General features: G+C 46.1%; 22 protein-coding genes and 1 pseudogene. 11 read left to right on the forward strand and 12 right to left on the reverse strand.

Annotated features, from left to right (window positions below):
* Positions 1-10: 10 nt before the first annotated feature.
* Positions 11-1351 (reverse strand): MATE family efflux transporter, encoded by a 1341-nt coding sequence (locus tag OU793_RS18585; protein ID WP_159404251.1) that lies wholly within the window; start codon positions 1349-1351, stop codon positions 11-13.
* A gap of 575 nt (positions 1352-1926) precedes the next feature.
* Between OU793_RS18585 and OU793_RS18590 the strand changes: the two genes are divergently transcribed.
* Positions 1927-3084, forward strand: a complete 1158-nt coding sequence (locus tag OU793_RS18590; protein ID WP_005464995.1) for a GGDEF domain-containing protein — start codon at positions 1927-1929, stop codon at positions 3082-3084.
* Positions 3085-3103: 19 nt separating this feature from the next.
* On the opposite strand, the gene OU793_RS18595 is transcribed toward OU793_RS18590, so the two are convergent.
* Together OU793_RS18595 and OU793_RS18600 are read right to left on the reverse strand one after the other, a co-directional pair.
* On the reverse strand, positions 3104-3385 hold the full coding sequence (locus tag OU793_RS18595) for a hypothetical protein (protein WP_005464981.1): 282 nt from the start codon (positions 3383-3385) through the stop codon (positions 3104-3106).
* Between the two features lie 170 nt (positions 3386-3555).
* Entirely contained in the window at positions 3556-3840 is a 285-nt protein-coding gene (locus tag OU793_RS18600) for a pyrimidine/purine nucleoside phosphorylase (protein ID WP_005464991.1), read from the reverse strand.
* 324 nt (positions 3841-4164) lie between these two features.
* Between OU793_RS18600 and OU793_RS18605 the strand changes: the two genes are divergently transcribed.
* The gene (locus OU793_RS18605) at positions 4165-4668 is read left to right on the forward strand and encodes a DUF2850 domain-containing protein (protein WP_053806383.1); all 504 of its coding nucleotides are present in this window, start codon (positions 4165-4167) and stop codon (positions 4666-4668) included.
* Between the two features lie 369 nt (positions 4669-5037).
* Complete coding sequence (locus OU793_RS18610; RefSeq protein ID WP_159404250.1) at positions 5038-7584, forward strand: glycosyl hydrolase family 18 protein; 2547 nt, start codon at positions 5038-5040, stop codon at positions 7582-7584.
* A 115-nt stretch (positions 7585-7699) separates the two neighbouring features.
* Here OU793_RS18610 and OU793_RS18615 read toward each other — a convergent pair whose 3' ends face one another.
* Positions 7700-8557: an alpha/beta fold hydrolase gene (locus tag OU793_RS18615; protein WP_159404249.1), complete on the reverse strand. Its 858-nt coding sequence runs from the start codon at positions 8555-8557 to the stop codon at positions 7700-7702.
* 120 nt (positions 8558-8677) lie between these two features.
* Positions 8678-9268, reverse strand: a complete 591-nt coding sequence (locus OU793_RS18620) for a TetR/AcrR family transcriptional regulator (RefSeq protein ID WP_005468576.1) — start codon at positions 9266-9268, stop codon at positions 8678-8680.
* A gap of 253 nt (positions 9269-9521) precedes the next feature.
* On the opposite strand from OU793_RS18620, the gene OU793_RS18625 reads away from it, so the two are divergent.
* On the forward strand, positions 9522-10547 hold the full coding sequence (locus OU793_RS18625; protein WP_274647818.1) for an acyltransferase: 1026 nt from the start codon (positions 9522-9524) through the stop codon (positions 10545-10547).
* Positions 10548-10957: 410 nt separating this feature from the next.
* The gene (gene nhaD / locus OU793_RS18630; RefSeq protein ID WP_005482814.1) at positions 10958-12388 is read left to right on the forward strand and encodes a sodium:proton antiporter NhaD; all 1431 of its coding nucleotides are present in this window, start codon (positions 10958-10960) and stop codon (positions 12386-12388) included.
* Positions 12389-12425: 37 nt separating this feature from the next.
* On the opposite strand, the gene OU793_RS18635 is transcribed toward nhaD, so the two are convergent.
* Positions 12426-12821: a GFA family protein gene (locus OU793_RS18635; protein ID WP_005464875.1), complete on the reverse strand. Its 396-nt coding sequence runs from the start codon at positions 12819-12821 to the stop codon at positions 12426-12428.
* A 201-nt stretch (positions 12822-13022) separates the two neighbouring features.
* On the opposite strand from OU793_RS18635, the gene OU793_RS18640 reads away from it, so the two are divergent.
* Positions 13023-13631 (forward strand): YitT family protein, encoded by a 609-nt coding sequence (locus OU793_RS18640; protein ID WP_005464880.1) that lies wholly within the window; start codon positions 13023-13025, stop codon positions 13629-13631.
* A gap of 83 nt (positions 13632-13714) precedes the next feature.
* Here OU793_RS18640 and OU793_RS18645 read toward each other — a convergent pair whose 3' ends face one another.
* The 3 genes and pseudogenes from OU793_RS18645 to OU793_RS18655 form a co-directional block, all read right to left on the reverse strand.
* Entirely contained in the window at positions 13715-14533 is an 819-nt protein-coding gene (locus OU793_RS18645) for a hypothetical protein (RefSeq protein ID WP_047122918.1), read from the reverse strand.
* Positions 14534-14632: 99 nt separating this feature from the next.
* Positions 14633-15115, reverse strand: a complete 483-nt coding sequence (locus tag OU793_RS18650) for a methylated-DNA--[protein]-cysteine S-methyltransferase (protein ID WP_005464913.1) — start codon at positions 15113-15115, stop codon at positions 14633-14635.
* Positions 15112-16477, reverse strand: a pseudogene (locus OU793_RS18655) (DNA-3-methyladenine glycosylase 2 family protein). Before OU793_RS18655 ends, OU793_RS18650 begins: the two are co-directional and overlap by 4 nt.
* Positions 16478-16657: 180 nt before the next feature.
* Here OU793_RS18655 and OU793_RS18660 point away from each other — a divergent pair.
* The 3 genes from OU793_RS18660 (at position 16658) to OU793_RS18670 (ending at position 18370) form a co-directional block, all read left to right on the forward strand.
* Complete coding sequence (locus OU793_RS18660; RefSeq protein WP_005464930.1) at positions 16658-16861, forward strand: hypothetical protein; 204 nt, start codon at positions 16658-16660, stop codon at positions 16859-16861.
* 348 nt (positions 16862-17209) lie between these two features.
* Positions 17210-17653 (forward strand): DoxX family protein, encoded by a 444-nt coding sequence (locus OU793_RS18665; protein WP_015312747.1) that lies wholly within the window; start codon positions 17210-17212, stop codon positions 17651-17653.
* 21 nt (positions 17654-17674) lie between these two features.
* Positions 17675-18370: a pirin family protein gene (locus OU793_RS18670; RefSeq protein ID WP_140361947.1), complete on the forward strand. Its 696-nt coding sequence runs from the start codon at positions 17675-17677 to the stop codon at positions 18368-18370.
* A gap of 120 nt (positions 18371-18490) precedes the next feature.
* On the opposite strand, the gene OU793_RS18675 is transcribed toward OU793_RS18670, so the two are convergent.
* On the reverse strand, positions 18491-19390 hold the full coding sequence (locus tag OU793_RS18675; RefSeq protein ID WP_005464903.1) for a LysR family transcriptional regulator: 900 nt from the start codon (positions 19388-19390) through the stop codon (positions 18491-18493).
* Positions 19391-19538: 148 nt separating this feature from the next.
* Between OU793_RS18675 and OU793_RS18680 the strand changes: the two genes are divergently transcribed.
* The gene (locus OU793_RS18680) at positions 19539-19892 is read left to right on the forward strand and encodes a DUF413 domain-containing protein (protein WP_005464927.1); all 354 of its coding nucleotides are present in this window, start codon (positions 19539-19541) and stop codon (positions 19890-19892) included.
* Between the two features lie 151 nt (positions 19893-20043).
* On the opposite strand, the gene OU793_RS18685 is transcribed toward OU793_RS18680, so the two are convergent.
* Entirely contained in the window at positions 20044-20295 is a 252-nt protein-coding gene (locus tag OU793_RS18685) for a DUF3081 domain-containing protein (protein ID WP_005464900.1), read from the reverse strand.
* A gap of 385 nt (positions 20296-20680) precedes the next feature.
* Here OU793_RS18685 and nagB point away from each other — a divergent pair, with 385 nt between their 5' ends.
* Positions 20681-21481 carry a glucosamine-6-phosphate deaminase gene (nagB, locus tag OU793_RS18690; protein ID WP_005464933.1) on the forward strand — a complete coding sequence of 267 codons (801 nt, stop codon included), beginning with the start codon at positions 20681-20683 and terminating at the stop codon, positions 21479-21481.
* Between the two features lie 127 nt (positions 21482-21608).
* On the opposite strand, the gene OU793_RS18695 is transcribed toward nagB, so the two are convergent.
* On the reverse strand, positions 21609-22475 hold the full coding sequence (locus OU793_RS18695; protein WP_042770798.1) for a hypothetical protein: 867 nt from the start codon (positions 22473-22475) through the stop codon (positions 21609-21611).
* Positions 22476-22593 lie beyond the last annotated feature (118 nt).

The following is a 22593-nucleotide window of genomic DNA, read 5'->3' on the forward strand; positions in this document are numbered from 1 at the left end:
CCGAAAACCGTTAGCTCACCTTAAACTTGGTCCACACCTGAGAGCGCCAACGCCTTGCCATGATGATACCACGTACCCATTCATCGAGTGCGATTGCCATCCAAGCCCCTAAAACGCCATAACCCAAGTGGATGCCAAAGATGTAAGAGAAAAGCACGCCTAGTCCCCACATACTCAAAATCCCCATTTGCACTGGGAACTTGATGTCACCCGCGCCTTTGAGCCCCGCGATAAAAATCAGGTTAAACACACGTCCGGCCTCGAGCAAAATTGAGCCCATGACTAACGAACCTGCCAATGCGAGTATCTCTGGTTGATCGGTAAATACGCGCAGAATCTCTTCTCTAAACAGGTAAATCAGTGTGGTTGCCGCCGTTGATGCCACAAATCCCACTAAGAAGTAGATTTGTACGCGTTTTAAAATGCTGCTCACCCAACCTTTGCCGATGTAGTAACCAGTCTGAATTTGCGCAGCCTGACCAATTGCCAACGCGAAAGCAAACGAGAAACGGGCAATGTTTTGCGCATAAGTGAAAGCTGCCAACGATGCCGTCCCCATTTGCACCACAAAGTACACAATGCAGATTTGCGCCACGTTGTAAGACAGCACTTCACCCGCGTTCATACCGCCGATTTTTAAGATCTTTTTGTAAATCTCTGCGGGCACTTGTTTCATGGTCGACATCGGTAGTTCAATGCTGCTGCGAGCGAGAATAAACCATAACATTAACGTACCGATGACTTGGCTGACGACGGTTGCTATTGCTACACCTTGCACACCATACACAGGTAAACCGAATGGCTGGTAAAGCGCAATATAGTTACCAATGATGTTGAACACACCCGAGATCAAGTTCACCACCATTGGAGAGCGTGAATAGCCATGGCTACGCAGAATGGTCGTAAAGACTATGCCTATGGTGACGTTGAACGTCATCGCTCCGCTGATCAGCAAATATTCACGTGCGTATTGCTCGACTTGTGCCTCCAAACCGTAATACGGGAGCAGGAATATCGCGCCAAGCACGGCAATCACACTCAATAGCACACCGATGATGACAGACAGCGCCATACTTGCTACACCGACATTCACAGACTCTTGCTCGCGCCCTGCGCCATTGTATTGGGCAATCAAAATCCCCGTTCCGCTGCTGACAAACGTCGAAACGATGATTAAGAAAAAAGTAATCTGCGTGATCACACCAACAGCGGATACGGCTTTGTCCGAGTAGCCACTGAGCATGAACACGTCACTGGTTCCTAAAGCCGTCCGTAGCAAAATTTCGACAAGAATCGGCCAAGCTAATGCCACGATGGACATTCGTTGGTTGATGTTTTGGCTTTTAGGCATGTTTTTAACCTTTCCAACAACTAAAACTGCCTCGCAGAGAACTGTGAGGCAGTCTATAAAAAGTAATTCGGGATTCGTTTGAGATGAAACTGAGATTCAGCGCGGATTTTAGTCGGAGATTGGTCACAACGACAACAATAATTCCTGTCATTTGAGGAAAATATTTCTAATGATTTTTCAAGCCCACGCGACTCATTGACGGAGCTTAGAGATCATCGACTGACGAACAATGAGCTCAATAGGTACGCGGTTGATAAGTGGCTTAACGCCGTTAAATGACGCCATTCAGCGAATTGAGAATCGACTCGCTAACAGCCGTTTTTATGCATTATCTGTATTTATCAACGTGCACACATCAAGGTAACTTTGTAACCGTCATCACCATATTGCAGGCTACATATCGATAGATATCGTAATAAACAAAACCCTTGGCGTCGTCACACCCAGAAAATTCCTTACAAGATTCAATCACCTCGCAACATGACTAAGTTCACATTTGGCGATTTTGTTATTCTATTTATCGCTAAAATACCGCCTAGAATAGACGTACATATCAATTTAAGTAGGGATAGAAGATGTCGACATTGGCCGGGGCTCGCCTAGAAGAAATGGCGGATATCCGCTCGACGAGAAAAAAGAAAATCGTTTTTCTGTGTTCTAGCATTGCCGCCACACTATTGGTGTACGGCGCTATCGTCCAATCGCTCGAAAATCATTGGGGGTTAAGCGTTTTACATGCCTTCAGTGCCATCGCCTGCTTAGGGATCTGCTATCTCATAAAAGTGCAAAGGCATCACAAATATGCCGATTTACTGCTCAGCGCCGTCATCATGTTTGAGGGGTTATTACTGCTTCTTTTTAATGATGCGCCCTCCGGAAAGTTATTGTGGCTCTACCCCATCGTCGCAACCATCATTTTGATTAACGAGTTCAAAGTCGGTTTACTCTTTAGCGCTACCTACATGATTTTGGTTTTCTTTGGCATTACGTTTTTAGACGGCTTACCTGCCACTGGCGATATGATCGAACGCCGATTCATGTTCACCTTGATAGCCATCAGTTTTGTCTGCCATACCTTCTCCTACTACTACGCAAAAGTCGTCAGCTACATTCAAACCCTTTACCGAGAAGGGATTGAGGAGTTAGCCTACCTAGACCAACTGACGGGCTTAGCGAATCGTTGGAGCTTTGAAACGTGGGCCAGAGCAAAACTGCACGACATTGACCACTCAGACGAACGCAGTGTCACCGCGTTGGTTTTTCTCGATATCGACAATTTTAAGTACATCAACGACACCTATGGCCACGATGTTGGCGACCAAGTGTTGAAAGCATTTGCAACTCGATTGAAGAAAAGCATTCGTAACAGCGACCGAAAAACCGATAAACATGACTACTCCATTGCGCGCTTCGCAGGCGATGAGTTCGTGTTAATGCTTTACGATGTGCGCAGTAAACAAGACCTAGATGGCATTTTGGATCGCATCGTTAATTTGTTCCCAAAGGGATATCAAAACTACGATACCTATAATGAGCTGACGATGAGCGTAGGAGCCGCAATCTATAAACAAGACGCCAACGATTTATCAGAGCTTACCCGCTGCGCAGACAAAGCGATGTATGCCGCGAAACACACGGGTAAAAATCAGTACGCGTTTTACGAACATTGTTCTCATGCTGGTGAGCTGCGCAAACAACAAGAATCAATGCTTGAGATGACAGAGGCGTGCTAAGCCTCTGTGAGTCGCCCGATTATGCAAAAAAGTGCATCGCCCACAACCCAAGCGCTAAAAACACGATCAACCAGAAGGCTTGACGCGCCCGGCTTGGTTTTCCTTGTTGTGGTGCAATCACTGGCTTAAAAGCTCGCTCCTTCATTTTTCCGACCAAGCTTTTTTCTATCGCCTGTTTGTAAAACTTGCGTCTTTTGTGCGCCGCGTTCGCTACTTCAGTAAAGCGGTGTCGCTGTTCATTCGTTAAATCGCTCGCTTCGTAGCGAGGAGGGAGATCAGAATGCTTACGTTGTACTGCCATCACTTCCTCCTTGGTTGATGGGTGTACTTATACTAAGTATATACACAGTTGCGCATAAATAGCGCCAAGATACCGAATTCTAAGCGATATCTCGTGCGCCAGTTCAAGGAAATTACGCAACTAAAAAAGCCACCCGAAGGTGGCTTAAAGCAATTCAGCATTTGTACCGATTATAGGTATTCGCACAAGTAAGCCGTTGCGTCTTTCACTTGCAGCTCAAATGATGAGTTACCTTCAACATCAAACGACTCACCGCTGCTGTAGGTTGTCCAGTCGGCTTCACCTACGCGTTTCACCACGAGAGCACCTTTAACGACTGTCATGCGCTCAGGAGCCTGCGTACCAAATGTGTACTCGCCCGGAAGCATCACACCGACACTAACATCCTGTCCGTGCTGGTTAAAACCTAGTGACTTTACACCGCCTGCAAAATAGCTATTTTCCTTAATACTCATTATTGGTTTCCTTATCAAAAGTCCGCTCTTTTTTACCCTGTTTTTTTCTGCGACTCAAGCCTTTAAAGCACAGAGATTCTACCGAATTGAGAACTCAGTTAATCAGCACAGAATTTGGCTAACGCAACAGGAAAGAATAATTCGAAATTTGCAGTCCATTCTTAATCACTAAGGAGTCAATCATTAACGACAAATCAATCAGTAATAGTGTATCCGATTGTAAAAGTGGACATTAGATCATAGTTTCTGGGTCGCAACGGCGAGATTGTTTGTTTTTAGTGCGGAAGGTTTCCACCATATTAAAAAAGGACGATAAGAGTACTCATGGCCATACCCGCTCGCAGGAAAAGGAAACAAGATAAAGAACCGCAACTTTCATTTTGGGCTCGACACCAGCTTAAGATGATCAAAAGTGCGTTCGTTATTTTTGTCTGCAGTTTGGTGGCTTTTTTCGCTTATCAGCTCCACGTCTCCTACCAAGATTACATCGACCCCGAACACGTCTATGGTGAGTGGATCGAAATTGGTGCTCCACCTTATCAAACCGAACGCCTTATTTTTACATCCGATGGGGTGTATCGAAATCATCGTTTGATCACGACGGAATTTGCGTTTGATGGCAAAGTCATCACCTTAAATACCGGATTAGGTGAAACCGCGTATCAACTTTCTGGCTCTCATCTGTCACCACAAATACGCCGAATTGAACCTCGAATCCCAGATCAGCGATTCATTCGAAAGGGATTTGAGCATACTATTCAAGGTTCAGAAGTGGGCGCAGCATCAAAACGACGAGCCGCTCTGAGTGAACATTTCAGTCGCGACTAGCACGTTTTTTACCACTATTTTACCGTCCTAAGGCACTTCTACGCGATGAAATAAAACCTTAATAAACAATCAAATAAGATATTCGTCGCATTTATACCCACCAAAATTGAGTAAACAATTAATTTAATTCCTGCCAAATATTTATAAATTATTGACTCAGTCTTACATTTTCCGTGTAACAGAGTGTGGGTTTTATTTAAGTTCTCTCATGTGACTCGAAAACCGTTTTAATTTTTTTTGACGAAAAAAAACTCTCTGAAATGCTGAGTGTGATGCTTTTGCACGTGGTGTAAATCTGATCATCTTATCTGGTGCAAGAGCAGCTTATGTTCACGAAAGAACATGAATCCAAGGATTGAGAGAGAAGTTATGATTCGATTTAACCTATGTGCAGCTGGGGTTGCTTTAGCGCTATCAGGTGCTGCAGTCGCAGCTCCGACCGCACCAAGTGTCGATATGTACGGTTCTAATAACCTTCAATTTTCTAAAATTGAACTGGCTATGGAAACCACATCTGGCTACTACGACATGGTGAAATACCATGACCAAGCTAAAATCACCGTTAAATTCAACCAGTGGAGCGGTACACCTGGCGACACTTACAACATCTATTTTGATGGCGTAAAAGTCGCAACAGGCGCTATCACTGGCGGCCAAACCACAGCAACATTTGATTACGGCCAAGGCGGCTTGTACCAAATGGAAATTGAAGCGTGTGATGCTACAGGCTGTTCGAAAAGTGCTCCTGCAGAAATCACCATCGCGGATACAGATGGCTCTCACTTGAAGCCACTAACGATGAACGTTGATCCAAACAACAAAACATACAACACCGACCCTAGCGTCGTGATGGGTACGTACTTTGTTGAATGGGGCATCTATGGTCGTAACTACACCGTAGACAACATGCCAGCCGACAACTTAACTCACATCCTTTACGGCTTTATTCCAATCTGTGGTCCAAACGAATCTGTTAAGTCTGTTGGTGGTAACAGCTTTAACGCTCTTCAAACTGCATGTCGCGGTGTGCCTGATTACGAAGTGGTAATCCATGACCCATGGGCCGCTTACCAGAAGAGCTTCCCGCAAGCTGGCCACGAGTACAGCACGCCTATCAAGGGTAACTACGCAATGCTAATGGCATTGAAACAACGTAACCCTGATCTAAAAATCATCCCATCTATCGGTGGCTGGACACTGTCTGACCCATTCTACGATTTCGTTAATAAAGCGAACCGCGACACATTCGTGGCATCGGTTAAGAAATTCCTGAAAACTTGGAAATTCTACGATGGTGTAGATATTGACTGGGAATTCCCTGGTGGCGGCGGTGCTGCAGCAGATAAAGGCGACCCAGTAAACGATGGTCCAGCTTACGTTGCATTGATGCGTGAACTGCGCGCAATGCTAGATGAGCTAGAAGCAGAAACTGGCCGTACTTACGAGCTAACTTCAGCAATCGGTGTCGGCTACGACAAAATTGAAGACGTAAACTACGCAGATGCCGTTCAATACATGGACTACATCTTCGCGATGACTTACGACTTCTACGGCGGCTGGAACAACGTTCCTGGTCACCAAACAGCACTTTACTGTGGTTCGTTCATGCGCCCTGGCCAATGTGACGGCAGCGGCGTAGATGAAAACGGCGAAGCTTACAAAGGCCCTGCGTATACAGCAGATAACGGTATCCAACTTCTTCTTGCTCAAGGCGTCCCTGCGAACAAGCTAGTCCTTGGTACTGCAATGTACGGCCGTGGCTGGGAAGGCGTAACACCGGATACGCTCACTGATCCAAACGACCCAATGACAGGTACTGCGACAGGTAAACTGAAAGGCAGCACTGCACAAGGTGTTTGGGAAGATGGCGTAATCGACTACAAAGGCATTAAGTCATTCATGCTAGGTGCAAACAACACTGGCATTAACGGCTTCGAGTACGGCTACGATGCACAAGCTGAAGCACCATGGGTATGGAACCGTACAACGGGTGAGTTGATCACATTTGATGACCATCGCTCAGTGCTAGCAAAAGGTAGCTACGCGAAATCTCTGGGTCTTGCGGGTCTATTCTCTTGGGAAATCGACGCGGATAACGGCGACATTCTCAACGCAATGCACGAAGGTATGGCTGGCGGTGTGGTTCCTCAACCAAACCGTAAACCAACAGCCGCAGCTGGCGCAGATCAATCGGTAACTGGCCCAGCAAGTGTGGTTCTAGATGGTAGCCAATCGAAAGACTCTGACGGCACTATCGCGAGTTACGCGTGGGAACAAGTATCTGGCACAGCAGTGGTACTAGCTGGCGCAAACACAGCGAAAGCAAGCTTTGATGCAACAGAAGTTACTGTTGAAGAGCAGTTAACCTTCAAGCTGACAGTGACTGACAACGAAGGTGCAACGGCATCTGACCTTGTTGTCGTAACTGTGAAGCCAGCAGGTGTAGTTGACCCAGTGAACAACGCGCCAGTAGCGCAAGTTGTTGCTCCAGCAACAGCAAACGCTGGTGACGTTGTGGTTGTAGATGCATCTGCGTCTAGCGATGCAGACAACGATACTCTTACTTTCAACTGGACTCTACCTCAAGGTCTGAACGCAACGGTAAACGGCTCTAAAGTGACGTTCACTGCTGCGGAATACCCGCAAGACACAAGCCTAAGTTTCACTGTAAGTGTGAGCGACGGTAAAGCGTCTTCATCGGCAAGCGCGACAGTGGTTGTTGCACAGCACACAACCGATCCAAACCCAGGTACTTGTGACAACGCATGGGATGCGAGCGCAGTGTACACAGGTGGCAACCAAGTGACTCACGCAGGTAAAACGTGGGAAGCGAAATGGTGGACTCAGGGTGACGATCCAAGCAAGTCTGGCGAATGGGGTGTATGGAAAGAAGTTGGCGTAGCTAACTGTAACTAAGCCTAACATTCTGAGTGTAAACTTTGCACTCACAGAAGCTAAAGCTAAAAAAGAAAGGACAGCCCCCGGCTGTCCTTTCTTTTTTCATTGTGCTTAAACATCATTAAGCCAATAACTACACGCGCTCAATCAAGCGGTCAAAGCTGCTAAATACTTGCTCACACTTCATGACTCGCCCATGGCCTTGACCTTGTGTTGTCACCAACTCAACATTTTCAATCTCGTCAGCGGCTTGAGCGGAAATGCTGTGTTTAGTGAATTTATCTTGCTCATCATGCACGATGATCGTGGGTGCCGCTCGCTCCGAGAGTCGCTTCAGAGGGTCGATCGATTGCAATGGGTAGCCATACTGATCTTCCACTTCCGATACCACCGCTTTGAACAGTTTCATTGAATAGCCAGAACGCGCAATGCTGCCAAACAAGTTCTCTACGTAATTCAACACTGGCGCAATCAATAGCAGTGGCTTGTTTTCCAACTTATGATGACGGCACTCAAGTGCAGACGCAGTTCCCATACTATGTCCAACCAATCCAGCGACGCCTTCTTCTACCGAGTCTAGAACCTCTTCCAAACCACGCACAAAGCCCGGAATATGGCCATATTGACCATCACTTTCACCATGTGCTGGATGATCGTAAGCCAACGCTGTAAATTCACAAGCCGCGATATGTTCCATCAACGGATAAAACTGGCTCGCCGTGCCCGACCAACCATGAGTCAGAACCCACACAGGCCCCTGACCCAACGAATACGTTTTGATAGCCCCAGTGTGCCCTTGGATTTCTGCTTTAACTAATCCTTGTGGCTCCGCATTTTTTGGTTGCGTACGCGCTGGAGTAAGCAGCAGTTTTCGCGCCGTTTTCTTCGCATGCGATGGGGCTAATGTGTGGTGCAAGCGGGTACTGATGTTGACGAGACTACGCTTCACACTAAAACGCTGCGAGGTATTAAAATAGATTTTCTCACTCATGATCTTTTCCTTAGTTATCAGCACACTTAGCAAAAATAGAACGGTCGTGCTTTTTATGCTGATAAGAAAGAGCGAACTCTGTCGCTCTTTAAAATGAATCTTCGTTACCCGTAGACGGTGTTAACCTCTCCATCGAGCAAGCAAGTTGTCGATGCCTTGCCAAAATAGGCGTAAGCTCTCTTCCTCACCTTTGATCGAATAGAAAACATGCGCGCTCAGGTATTGCCCGTATAAATCGAACGTCGCCTGACGAGTATCTAAGTCGCTTATAAACTCTTGGTTTTCTTTGCCTTTCGCAATTTGAATTTCTAGATAACTTAACCAAGTATCAATCGCTTTACGTAATGCCGCTTGTAACGGACAATTTTTGTCTGCGGCATCATTCCACGCATCAAGGAACATACAGCTGCCTTGAAATGAATGGTTCCACGTCATCCAAGAATCCAACAACCCTCGGATTTTCCGCTCAATATTGCCATCACCAAGCCCGCGTGCAGGTTCAATCACTCTTTCAGCAAACACTTGGTTTGCGTACTCAAGCACGGAAAGCTGCAAATTCAACTTGGAGTTAAAGTGAGCAAACAGACCACTTTTGGACATTCCACACTGCTTCGCTAGTTCGCCAATGGTGAGGCTTTCTAAGCCGTCTTCACTGGCAATTTCAAATGCGCGCTGCAGAATGAACTCTTTCGTTACTTTTCCTTTTTTCATAACTGTAGTTTTAGCACGGTCGTTCTTTTTTGCAATGAAGAGTTAACTGGTCTAACCATCTATCCATGTCATTTTCTCGCTAAGATCGACCTATTGAGTGGGTTAATAGATGCGGAATCAAGAAGTTTGAAGTGAGTCTTAAATTCAGACATTGCTAAGGTTCAAGCTGCAATGTGTTGATTTTTTCATGCATGAAGTGCGTCGCGAACTGTTACTTTCGCTGAAGTTTTTTATTCATTTAGGTAAGTAACGTATGGCGACAAACCGAAAAATAGCCAGTTTAGAATTTGCACGCATCATTGCCATGGTGGCAATTGTGGGGCTGCATTGCCAAATGGTCCTCACTTATTGGCAGTGGGATGGCGTACCTTGGGTTGGTTATCTTCTTAATCAGCTCGCTCGTTTTGCGGTTCCACTTTTTTTCCTTATTTCTGGTTACCTTATCCAACCTAAGCTGAGCAGCAATCCACTCGAAACTTTAGTCAACTATGCGAAACCTCTAATGAAAATTTGGTTGGTTTGGAGCGTGATCAGCTTACTCATGCCGTTCCAATGGCAAGTCGTAGCAGAAGCGGGATACCTTGCCGAACGACAAGGCTACTGGGGATACTTAGCGTCTGCACCACTGAATTCATTACTAGAAGGCGGGCTTGTCCACCTGTGGTTTATTCCAGCATTGGTGATTGCGGTCGCTATCATCGCCTTCTTAGTTCGAATTGGCATGACACAGTTACTTCTTCCAACAGCAGTGCTGCTTTACGTCTATGGTGTTTTGGCAGGCAGCTATGCACCTCTCACCGATTTACCTGCTCCGTTTTTCACTCGTAATGGGCCATTTTTCAGTACCTTGCTTGTGGTATTTGGCTACTTGATTCGAGAAAAACAGTGGCTTTGGTCACGCAACAACACCATTCGCCTGATTCTCCTCGGTATGGCTCTGCACTTTGGTGAAGCCTACTGGTTGATGCAGTACGATGTGGCCTTCAACTCTAATGACTTCTTGTTTGGTACCGTCATTTGGTCGCTCGGCGTGTTCATGTGGCTGTTAGTTCATCCTAATTTTGGCAACATGTCGTGGGTATTTAAGTGGGCCCCAAGTGTTTTAGGCGTTTACGTGAGCCATCTGTTGGTCATTATTGTCATGATGAACATAGCGGGCTTTTTAGGATTACAAGACTTAGCAAAAGATGCCTTCTTGTTTCCTGCCACTCTCGTCGTGACCTTGTTATTGGTAAGGGCAATTGAAGCATCTCCACTGAAAAAAGCCCTACTCCGCTAAATGGATTCAGCAATACGCTAACACTTTAGTGTTAGCGTATTGATTTTTAAAGTGAGAGTTCTCTCTCACTCACCAAAATTTGACTTTCTAATCCTTCAGAATTTGCCGTCACTCACAAAAAACATTGTTCATTTGCTTTAGATTGACCCGACTATTACAACATTGCTCATTAAACGGAGGCTGTATGTGGGCAGGTCAGGGACTCATTCCTTTTCTAGAAATTAGCCATTGGCTAACTTATGGTTTATACGCTGTTGCGATCTTATTTGGCGCGGCGAGCATTGCGTCACTCAGAAAATAGTGGCGCAAGCTACCCAAATCTTAACTCCTACTGTTAATTCGAGCTCTCTCACAACTAACCCCTTAATTTATGGCTAATATTTCTCCAACAAGACAAGGGAGAAATGTCTATGCCAATCTATCCTATTGTGGCTTTCTGCTGTTTGTTGTTCTCTAGTTCCAGCTTTGCAGCGGCATCCGGTGATCTTAATCTGGTGAACTCCGCCGTAGGCTATATCGCTCTCATTCTTTTCTCGATCGCTTATATTCTGGTCATGCTCGAAGAGTATTTGAAGATGAGAAAATCCAAACCTGTACTTCTCGCGGCAGGTCTGATTTGGATTTTGATTGGTTACACCTTCGCCCAGCACCACCAGCAAGACGTGGCAAAAGCGGCGTTGGAACATAACCTACTTGAGTACGCCGAGCTGTTGCTGTTTTTGCTCGTCGCGATGACCTACATAAACGCGATGGAAGAGCGCAAACTCTTTGATGCTCTACAAGCGTGGATGGTCGGGAAAGGGTTCGGGTTCAAAAAACTGTTTTGGCTGACAGGCTTTCTGGCGTTTGTTATCTCTCCAATCGCCGATAACTTAACCACGGCCCTTTTGATGTGCGCGGTGGTAATGAAAGTGTCTGGCGACAATCCTAGGTTCGTCAATCTTGCTTGCATCAACATCGTTATCGCAGCCAACGCGGGCGGGGCATTCAGCCCATTTGGTGACATTACAACCTTGATGGTTTGGCAAGCCGGGCACGTGCGGTTCTCTGAATTCATGCCATTGTTTGTCCCTTCTCTAATAAACTATGTCGTGCCAGCGTTTTTAATGTCCCTTTTTGTACCGAACACCAAACCCAATACCATCCACGAGCATGTCGAATTAAAACGTGGCGCAAGGCGCATTGTGCTGCTGTTTGTCCTCACGATCGCTACGGCTGTCTCCTTCCATGCTGTTCTTCACTTCCCACCCGTGGTTGGCATGATGATGGGCTTGGCGTACCTACAATTCTTCGGGTACTTCTTAAGAAAAACCCTCAAACATTCGCTCGCGAAAAAAGCGGCCATGGCGATTGCGAATGGGGACGATCATGCGCTGAAACGTTTAGGCTCTGTCGTACCGTTTGACGTATTCCATCGTGTTTCTCGCGCCGAATGGGATACCTTGCTGTTCTTCTATGGCGTCGTGATGTGTGTAGGCGGCTTGAGCTTGCTCGGTTATCTCGAATTGGTTTCAAACGTCATGTACACCCAATGGAATCCGGTTTGGGCGAACGTGATGGTTGGTGTGCTTTCTGCCATTGTCGATAACATTCCGGTCATGTTCGCGGTACTAACGATGGACCCAAGCATGTCCACTGGTAACTGGTTGCTTGTTACGCTCACTGCGGGCGTAGGGGGTAGTTTGTTGTCGATTGGTTCTGCCGCGGGTGTGGCTTTGATGGGCGCAGCGCGTGGCCAATACACTTTCTTTGGCCACTTAAAATGGACGCCCGTGATCGCTCTGGGCTACGCCGCCAGTATTGCCGCTCATTTGTGGATGAACGGCGGCTTGTTTACCTAATCCCAACGAACCTCAATGACACGCCTAGCTACTTAGTCTAACGATCCGATGGATGGTTCACGCCATCCATCACTTCAATATCACCCAATTCGTACGGATTAACGCCCTCTAAACATCCCACGTTGTAACCGTACTCACTTGGATCTGATCGGCGTTGATGGTGTGTGTAAATGCCACATTCACTACAGAAAAAATGCTTCGCGGTATGCGTATTAAATTGGTAGAGCTTTAAAACATCGTCACCTTGAACGATACGAATACCACTCAAAGGTACTGAAGCCACAATCGCACCTCGACGACGACACATAGAGCAATCACAGCGTCTCGGCTTTTCAATTCCGTTGGGTAACGTAAGTTCCAGTTCGACTTTTCCGCAGTGACAGGTCAGTCGATGCAGGGGGTTAATTTGAGTGTTGCCAACTTGCTTAATCATCGCTTTTCCTTGTTGTTTTTATTCATGTGTACATTATGTTAAACAGCTTAACATCATCATAATCTTGTCCAAAAACTCGACATTGGTCACTTTTCGCGACATTTTATCGGTCGATTTATTAGTCGCTATTTTGGTGACTGTTTACCGCGTTCGATAGACAGATTGTCTCCGCCGCGGTTTTTAAACCAAGGAAATTGTTTTATGGATAAAGATCATAGCCTAAGAGAAAACCTCTTGGCTCTGACGCTCGGTAGCGCGTTGGTGTCACTTGGGGTGATATTTTTCAGCAAAGTAGGATTACTGACTGGCGGCACCGCTGGCTTGGCCATCTTTCTGACCAAAGTCAGTGACTTCAGTTTTGGTCAAATATTTTTCGCCCTTAACCTGCCTTTTTATATTCTGTCTGTGATGCGCATGGGCTGGAGGTTTACGGTTAATACCTTTATTGCCGTTTCTATTGTCTCCTTCGCGGTCGACCATTTGCACCACGTGATCGAAATTTCCCGAATCGAACCTTTTTACGCAGCGTTGTTGGGCGGTGGATTGATCGGTATTGGTATGCTGGTGATATTTCGTCACAAGATGAGTTTGGGCGGCTTTAATATTTTGGCCTTGTACCTTCAGGAACGCTTTGGGATTCGAGCGGGCAAAATTCAGATGGCGCTCGATTGTGCCATCGTGGTGATGTCACTGTTTATTGTGGATGTGCACCTTATCGCTCTCTCCGTTCTTGGTGCCATTGCGACCAACTTGATTTTGGCGATGAACCACAAACCTGGACGATACCAGCCAAAACCGCAAACGGCATAATCAACACCTAGAAATACGAAAGTGTTTAGACAGCCCAAAAGCCCCTAGCCATTAGCTCGGGGCTTTTTGCTGTGGCGGCAAACCTACGCCAGTTCGCTGGTTGTGCAGTATTGCTGCACCTGCGCATCCAATTGTTTTTTGCATTGCTGGCTAAGTTGAAAATGCACTTGCATCAATAAGTCATGCGCATAAAAAAGCTCAAACGCATCGCCGCCGTTTTGCAGACAAATGGCTTCACATCGTTCAGCATGCACTTTGGCTTCTTTAGGTGCATCGGCTTTCAGCAAGCTCATCGCCAAACGATATTCTGCACGCTCTTCCTGCATCCAACCGCCCGCTATTTTCCAATAATCCAGTGCTAGCCTTGCAGACTCTAACATCCTCGCTTTTTGCTCGTCAGTACGCTCTGAGAGCTCTTCATACTGACAAGCCAAGTTGTTTGCGGTGATTGCGATCGAACGCGCTAGCACCTCTTCTGCATCGTGTGGTGTCATTCCTAATGCGGCTTTCGCCAACCATTGACTCGCTGGTTCAAGCTGAGTAAGAGCAGAAAGTTCGTTCGCAATAAGAGAGAACACGCGACGCTGATCTTGCTCCTCTAGCAATGCCACATCCTCAGTGCCATCGACAAAAAAGCGTGCAACGGCGATGCTACGTTTAAACGCAAAACTCTCGGTAATGGCGCGATCATCTAAGCGGTCTAAACAGGCAAGAAACCGTTCGGGACGTTCAAGGTGACCAATTGCGGTGTGCAGCATCAGTGTAAATATTCGCTCAACTTGGCTGAGCGCTTCCACCTCATTCAGCGCCGTTTCTAGCTGAGCATAAACCTGTACTGGCTTTTCCTCGTGCAGCTGCCAACACTCACTCATGAATGCATCAAAATCCATTTTGAAAGACATGCCCTTGTTATCCTTTGTTATCTTGTTCGTAAATAAACCACTCTACACAATTCTCAACCGTGCGTTGCACGCCAAACAACAATATGAGAATCGCCTCACTTAAAGTGGTGTACCTTGCTCTAATGCGAGCAAACGTTGTTTGCGTTCTACCCCACCAGCATACCCAGTCAGTTTGCCACTTTTACCAATAACGCGATGACAAGGCACCACAATGGAAATAGGGTTCTTGCCATTTGCTAACCCAACCGCACGTACGGCTTTCGGGTTGCCAATCGCGTTGGCGAGATCTTGATAGCTCCACGTCTCGCCGTATGGAATGGTCGTTAACGCATGCCACACTTGATTTTGAAAATCGGTACCTGTCGCTGCCAAAGGCAAATCAAATTCGTTGCGCAGACCCGAAAAGTATTCGTCCAACTGGGTGACGGCTTGGCGCAAAATCGGATGCTGATCATCTCTTCGCCCCAATTCACTTGGCTTGGTCGTACAAGTCTCAAACCAAATGCCAAGTAAGCCCTCAGCGTTAGATTGGATAGTGACCGCACCTAGTGGGCTCGGCATCTCGGTATAAACTGTGTTCATGATTGATTCCATAAGTGAAACGTTGCGTAGCTTCCCCAAGGGGCTGCGGTGTGCGTATTGAGTGATGGGTAGCGCTGCATCGCTTTTTTCACCACTAAGTCTTTATCTAAAAAGCAATCGGGTTGGGATTGCCCACGCAGTTGAGCATAACTGACCGTCCAAGGTCCAATGCCTTTCAGCGCTAACCATTGTTGCGGATCCGTCTCCGCGTTGTTTTGCATAAACTGAGCGAAACGCACCAACGTCTCTTTACGACTTTGCGGCATCCGCAAAAAACTCACGTCGGCATTCGCAATCGCATCTGGCGTCGGGAAAAAGCGCTTGTCAGCATCACCACTGAGCGTTTTTACCAATAAGTTAAGCTGGCCTATCGCGGCCTTGACCGACACTTGTTGACCCAAAACTGCTCTAACCCCGGCTTCCCAAGCATTCCACACCCCAGGAATCCGAATGCCTCGGTTCGAAACAAGCCCCGGTGCCACATAATCCAAATGCTGCTCGACAGTACAGATATCGGTGTCGAGATCGAACATACGCCGCACTCCAGACACTAAGTTTTGCAGCTTCGCAACCTCTTCAATTTCGAATTCAAGCTCAAGGTTTCCTTCACCTTTGCTCGCCTTAAACCACGCTTTGCTGTTATCCAGACAAACGTTGCGTTGGTAACTCTCGCCGCTCACCCGCTCCACGCCCTCAATGGCTCTTAGTCGGTAAAAATCCAGCATGTGTTGCCAATTCAACTCGCCACGATAAGACAACGCAATTCGATTCGTGCTCACGCCATCAAATTCTCTTCGACGAACTTGAGAAGGCGTGAGCTTCAGAAACTTTTGGAAGGCATCGTTGAAACGGCGCGTACTGTTAAAACCAGCGGCGAAGTACTTCCGTAACCGACATCGAACTGGAATGCAGCAACTGTTTGGCGAACATTAACTGCTGATATTGCGCGTACTGTTTTGGTGACATGCCGAGATACTGCTCGAACAACATACGCAAGTAACGATCAGAAATACCAACGCGCTCTGCCAGTTCAGACACCGAGTGGTGATGTAGCTCTCCTCGATCAATCAACGAAATCGCGCGTTGAAATGTTGTTTCTACGCCTTTCCATGCCCACGATCCCGGCGCGCTGTCTGGGCGACAACGCAAACAAGGACGATAACCCGCTTTAAGTGCTTGGGCTTTATCGGTGAAGTACTCTACATTTTCTTCTTTGGGTAGGTTCGCCGGACAAATCGGTCGGCAGAAAATCCCTGTGGTTTTTACCGCGACGTAAAATCGCCCATCAAAACGGCTGTCTCGCGACACTCGCGCCTTTTGGCACTGCTCGAAGGTCAACGATGTATGAGGATGGATAAACATGAAGCGATCCTTGCTCGTGCATTCTGTGGAAACAACTCGATATAACTTCATTGTAGAACGCAGAACAAATGAAGATTAGCCATTTTCGGAACTCAATATTGAGATTTATTGGCATTAGCGAATTTGTACACTAAAGTTAAATCCAGAACATCACAACAACGTCGGCTAAAGGGAATTGGCATGGACTTACATACTTGCGTAATTGTACTAAGAAACCAAAAGGTTATTACCAGTAAATCCGTTGATCACTCCATTGGGATCATCGAACGTGACTCAGGTAACGAAATTTCAGAAATTCAAATCAATGCCACAGATGGCGTGAATATTCGGACCTATCACTACAACAATGTCGAGGAGTCGTTAGAAAGTTTGATGAACCTTTGATCTTCTACTTTGGACACACCTTTCTCCCTTGTAATCGTGAAAGCAATGAGCACAGCCCCCTGTGCTCTTTTTTTTGCGTTTTGATCAACAATATCTTTTCTCTCACATACCAAATCCATCGAAATTTACGACTTAGTTGTCGTTAAAATCGCTAAATTAGCCAATCTTACTCCCAATAAATTACAGATAAGCATCTGAGCAAAAACATTAAAATACACTAATTCGAATTTATTGAACGAGAAGGTCAAATAAAGCCAATTAATAACCTCATCAACCACGCCTAAACTGTTCTCAACAGCTCAGGAGCAGACACACTCCCACTGAAACAAACATATCGAGGACAGCATCATGAAAACACTTTTACACAAAATCACGACATCACAATCAGGTTACAGCGCACTGGCACTACGTATCCCTATCGGCATCATCTTTATGGCGCACGGCGCTCAGAAACTGTTTGGTTGGTTTGGCGGCTACGGCTTGGAAGGCACAGGACAATGGATGGCATCAATTGGACTTGGCCCTGGCGTATTGATGGCATTTCTTGCTGGTAGCGCAGAATTTTTCGGCGGCTTGTTTATTCTACTTGGTTTGCTGACACGCCCTGCGGCAGTCGCACTCTCATTCACTATGGTTGTGGCGATTTTCTCAGTGCACTTCGAAAACGGCTTATTTATGGCAAACAACGGCTACGAATTTGGCCTAGCTCTGCTAGCAGCAAGTGTTTCACTGGCCTTTTCTGGCGCAGGTAAAGCGGCGTTAGATAACTTCCTAAACAAAAAATTCTCCTAACCACGGACACTGGAGGCACTGATGATCACCGTAAGACACGCCGAAGACCGAGGTCGAGCAAACTTTGGCTGGCTAGACAGCAAACATACGTTTTCTTTTGGTAGCTATTACGATCCAAAACACATGAGCTTTTCTGAACTGCGAGTCATCAACGATGACTTAGTTCAACCCAACGCAGGCTTTGATACTCATGGTCACCGCGACATGGAGATCATCAGTTATGTGCTAGAAGGTGTTATTGCGCACAAAGACAGTGAAGGCAATGTACAAACGTTACCTGCGGGAGAGTTTCAGCTGATGTCGGCAGGTAAAGGCATTTACCACAGCGAATATAACGCATCAGAAACAGACCCTTTACGCTTTTTGCAAATTTGGATTCAACCTAACACCTTTGGGAATAAACCGGGCTACCAGCAAAAAGATTTTGGACGTAATGCAGGGTTAACCACCATTGCAACCCCAACGGGAGAGAGTGGCACACTGCACATCAAACAAGATGCGTATTTGTATCAATTGATTTTGGAGCCGAATCGCGAACTCGCCTTCGACATCCACTCTGGAAGAAATGTTTACGTTCATCAAGTATCGGGAGAGCTGCATATCGACAACACCCTGCTAACGGGCGGTGATGGCGCTAAAATCGAAGCACAGAGCAAGGTGACATTTCGTAACCTGACCAATCAATCAGTTACTGCGCTAATCTTTGACTTGCCGTAACTATCGGTTCATAGATATCGAACTATCGCCATCCGGTGATAAATCTCACTTAAAAAAGAAAGCCCCCAAGGCAAACGCCAAGGGGGCTTTTCATTTTTCCGTTTTCATTGACGCCAAGCGTTAATGGTTTGCGTCCGATGATGCAGACCCAATCTGTTGCAAGCTGTAAGCCGTGAGAGGATCAATTTCTTTCACAATCTCTTCGACCTGTTTAATCGCTTCTACAGACGTGCTGGCTTTGCGATAGCTTAAGTAGATAGGTCGGTACCAATCTTCCACTCCAGACACCTTGTAGAGCTGCCCATTCGCAATAAACGGCTCTACGAGAGACACCGGCAGATACGCCGCGCCGCCTTTCTCTAAAATGAAGTCCAAAGCAATACGCGCAGTCGATGTGCGCAGGTACGGAGCCGGAATTTTAGGGTGACGCTCAGAGTGCTCAGAAGCGAAGCGTGTTCCCCAATCCACATACACATATTTGTGCTCAAACACCGTATCTAATGAATCTTGCTCGGTAGAAACCAGCACAAGGACAACATCCGCGACTTTTTTACAATTAAGCTCATCAGCTTTGATTTGGTCAAACGCAAATGCCATATCTAACGTGCGCTCTAATAAGCTACGACTTAGCATTTCACGACCCATCACCTCGGCCATAAAGCCGTAACCGCCGAAAGAATCCGTCACAATACTCAAACAGTTTTGCAAATACGCATCCCAAATGTTCGGCGTACCGCCCATGGTGAGCTGTAATGCTTTTCCATCTTCAAGTGATAATTCCAGTTTTGCTTGCTGCAATGTGGTGACCATAACTTCGGCATAACTGATTAAGCGTTCCCCTGCTGAGGTCAGCTTTATGTTATTTCGATCACGAATAAACAATTGCGTATCGAAGTAACTTTCCAATTGTTTGATGCGGGCACTGACCGCTGCTTGCGTAATATACAGGTTCTCAGCTGCGCGTCCGAAGTGACGAACCTTTGCCAGCTCTAAAAATGTTCTAAAGACCTTAACATCCATAAACCAACTCCTGGTTAATATCAAACCAGATTAACAATTAATTAAAATCTTGACGACAAAAAAGTTTTGTTTTTCTTTTGTTAGCTTTGCGCCTAATTTTCGCCGTAGTTCACTACATTCATCAATAACGGTTACAGAGGCTGTTGACATGTCTGACACTGAATTCCGTCATGGCAAAAAACGTTTTTACGACAACGTAAAATTCCCACGCGGCTTTGCAAAGTCTGGCGATTTTACTCTTTCGGAAGAGGAAATCCTAACAATTTATGGGGATACTATGCTTGGCTTAGAGTCAGGCGAGTTAACACCTGAGAATAGCGAAGAGAAACACTTCGTCAAGGTGCTAGAAAACCCAGGCAAAGCGAAAACTAAAATCGAGCGCACTTGGTTAAAATACACCCAATTGGCTCGTGGTCGTAAGCGCTTCCATACGCTAAACGGTCGCAACAAACCAGATGCGGCTGACGACTATGCAGAAGAGAGTTTGGCTGAAGACGATTAATAAGAAATAACCAAACGTCAGATGTTCAACAAACGTTCATCATTCGGTGTGAGTGAACGCTTCTGACCCATTTCTTCTCCTAAAGCCCAAGGGCGCGTTCTCCCGAGGGCTTTTTTAATATCTGCGATTTTGGTGCATGGGAAATGTCGACCTATTTCGCCAGCATCGCAATCTTTTTCAAAAACGTTTCTTTTAAGTGCTCCTGCTCGTACTCTAGGTGATACGTGTTGTGGAAACCCACTTTCAGCTCCACGCCGTTGCCTCTTAAAAAGACGTTGTAACCATCGTAATCCGAGAACGCCTCCACACCTTCATAGATCTTACCGAACTCCGTTGGCGAACCGTTGTTCATGACGTTTTCGTACGCTTGTAGCACTTTGCTTGGATCCAATTCGTTTTTCATAGTGATATCCCTATCTGTTCACACGCTGTAATTATGGTTAAGGAATGATTTACCTGCCATGTACGAGGTTGAGTGAGATCAAAATATTTGAATTTTTTCCGCCACTTACCATCCAATAAACCCAGAACATCGACGCTTGATGTTTACTTTATAACTTAATTCAAGCCATAAATTTTACGCATCTATCAATGAACTAAAGTGACCCAAAAACACTCACAAGTTAACAATTTAGCGTAAAGCAAACGTAAAACTGGTTGCAAAAGGCAACATTGGTTAAAGAAAAAGCAAATTTTTGACCTAAAACAATAGCAGTTCGCCATTACTTATTTTATAATGCGAATTAATGTTTCAGAACATCTTAAATTCCAATAACTAGGGGCACAAAATGAGACTTATCCCGTTAACTCGAGCAGCACAAGTAGGTAAGTGGGCAGCTGCGCACATCGCTAAGCGTATCAACGATTTCAAACCTACTGCTGAGCGTCCATTCGTTCTGGGTCTACCAACTGGTGGCACTCCTCTAGCAACTTACAAAGCACTGATCGAGCTTTACCAAGCTGGTGAAGTAAGTTTCAAACACGTTGTCACTTTCAACATGGATGAATACATCGGTATCCCTGCGGATCACCCAGAATCATACCGTTCATTCATGTACAACAACTTCTTCAACCACATTGATATTCAAGAAGAAAATATCAACCTGTTGAACGGCAACACTGACAACCACGAAGCAGAATGCAAACGCTACGAAGACAAAATCAAGTCTTACGGCAAAATCAACCTATTCATGGGCGGCGTAGGTAACGACGGTCACATCGCATTCAACGAGCCAGCGTCTTCTCTGTCTTCTCGCACTCGCATCAAGACACTAACTGAAGATACTCGTATCGCGAACTCTCGCTTCTTTGATGGCGACATCAACCAAGTTCCTAAATACGCACTGACTATCGGTGTAGGCACACTACTAGACGCAGAAGAAGTGATGATCCTAGTGACTGGTCACAACAAAGCACTTGCACTAGAAGCGGCTGTTGAAGGTTGTGTAAACCACCTATGGACAGTTTCTGCTCTTCAGCTGCACCCTAAAGCAGTGATCGTATGTGACGAGCCTTCACAACAAGAGCTTAAAGTGAAGACAGTTAAGTACTTCTCTGAGCTAGAAGCGGAAAACATCAAAGGCTTCTAATCCTTCGGGCAATGAGCCAAGATAACCGCTAAAAACACAAAACCCGTGAATCATCACGGGTTTTTTCGTTTCTGGGCATGACAAATACCATCACATCGCAAGCATCTTCGTTCATTTGAGAAGAACCTCAGTACGCTTGGATGCCAAATTGGCGCAGACGTTTTGGCAATACTTCATCCAGCTTGTCTAGTTCACTTGGCTCTACTTCGATCAAATTGAAGTTGTGTTGCTGATACACCGCGCGAATGGCTTCTCGCTCTTTTTCTGGCGTCTCTCCGCTATCACTTCCCCAAAACTGAAGGTACAGCTTGCCAGCAGGAAGATAAAAATCGCTCATCACTTCTTGTTCTATCGGGAGTTGTCGCTCGTAAGCATGGACAATGCCAGCCAAATACAACCAGTTATCAATTAATAACTCCCCTTTTGAACGAACATAATGCCCATCCAAAGTCCGGTGTTTGGCTTCGAATTTTTGACGAAAACTGGAGTAGGATTTGTCAGTAGAGTGCGACTCCGCATCTTGCCCCAAAAACTCCACTACAGATTGCTTCAAGCGCTTGTTGCGCAAAACGACATCGTGCCAAACCACAAAGGTGTTTTGTGATTCTTTATCTGCACGCTGTTGACCACCCGCTCGAATGCCCGCTTCGGTGACTTGCCATCCGTCTTCTGATTTACTTATCCAGCCTAGCTCACTCAACAATTGGTTGATTCGCTTGGCATTAAGGCGAAGTTTATCGCCAAGTTGTGTGGCACTTAGTGTTTTTCCAGAGGTAGGATTCAGCTCAATATGCAAGTTCGTAGGCCAGACAATAAACTGCCCAAACTTGGGGTGGTCAACATATTCACCGCCGAACTTAGCGCCCTCTTCCGTCAGGATCCATTTTTCCCCTTGGCGAGTGATGTAACCGGCGCGTTTGAGATCTGAAAACAGCAGCTTGGCGTCAATATTGCGCATTTTCGCTAATGCTGATGTCGATATTTTTTCTGACATGTGTGGAGCCTCCTGCTGCAGGGAAAATAACATCCTGTGAATGATATTAACGCATTGATTTCATTGCTTGAAGCAAGAATGAGAAAGATTCATACCAAGAAACAAAAAAGCCAGTCTT

It is taken from the genome of Vibrio sp. VP6 (genome assembly GCF_028823755.1).
GTDB classification, from domain to species: domain Bacteria; phylum Pseudomonadota; class Gammaproteobacteria; order Enterobacterales; family Vibrionaceae; genus Vibrio; species Vibrio parahaemolyticus.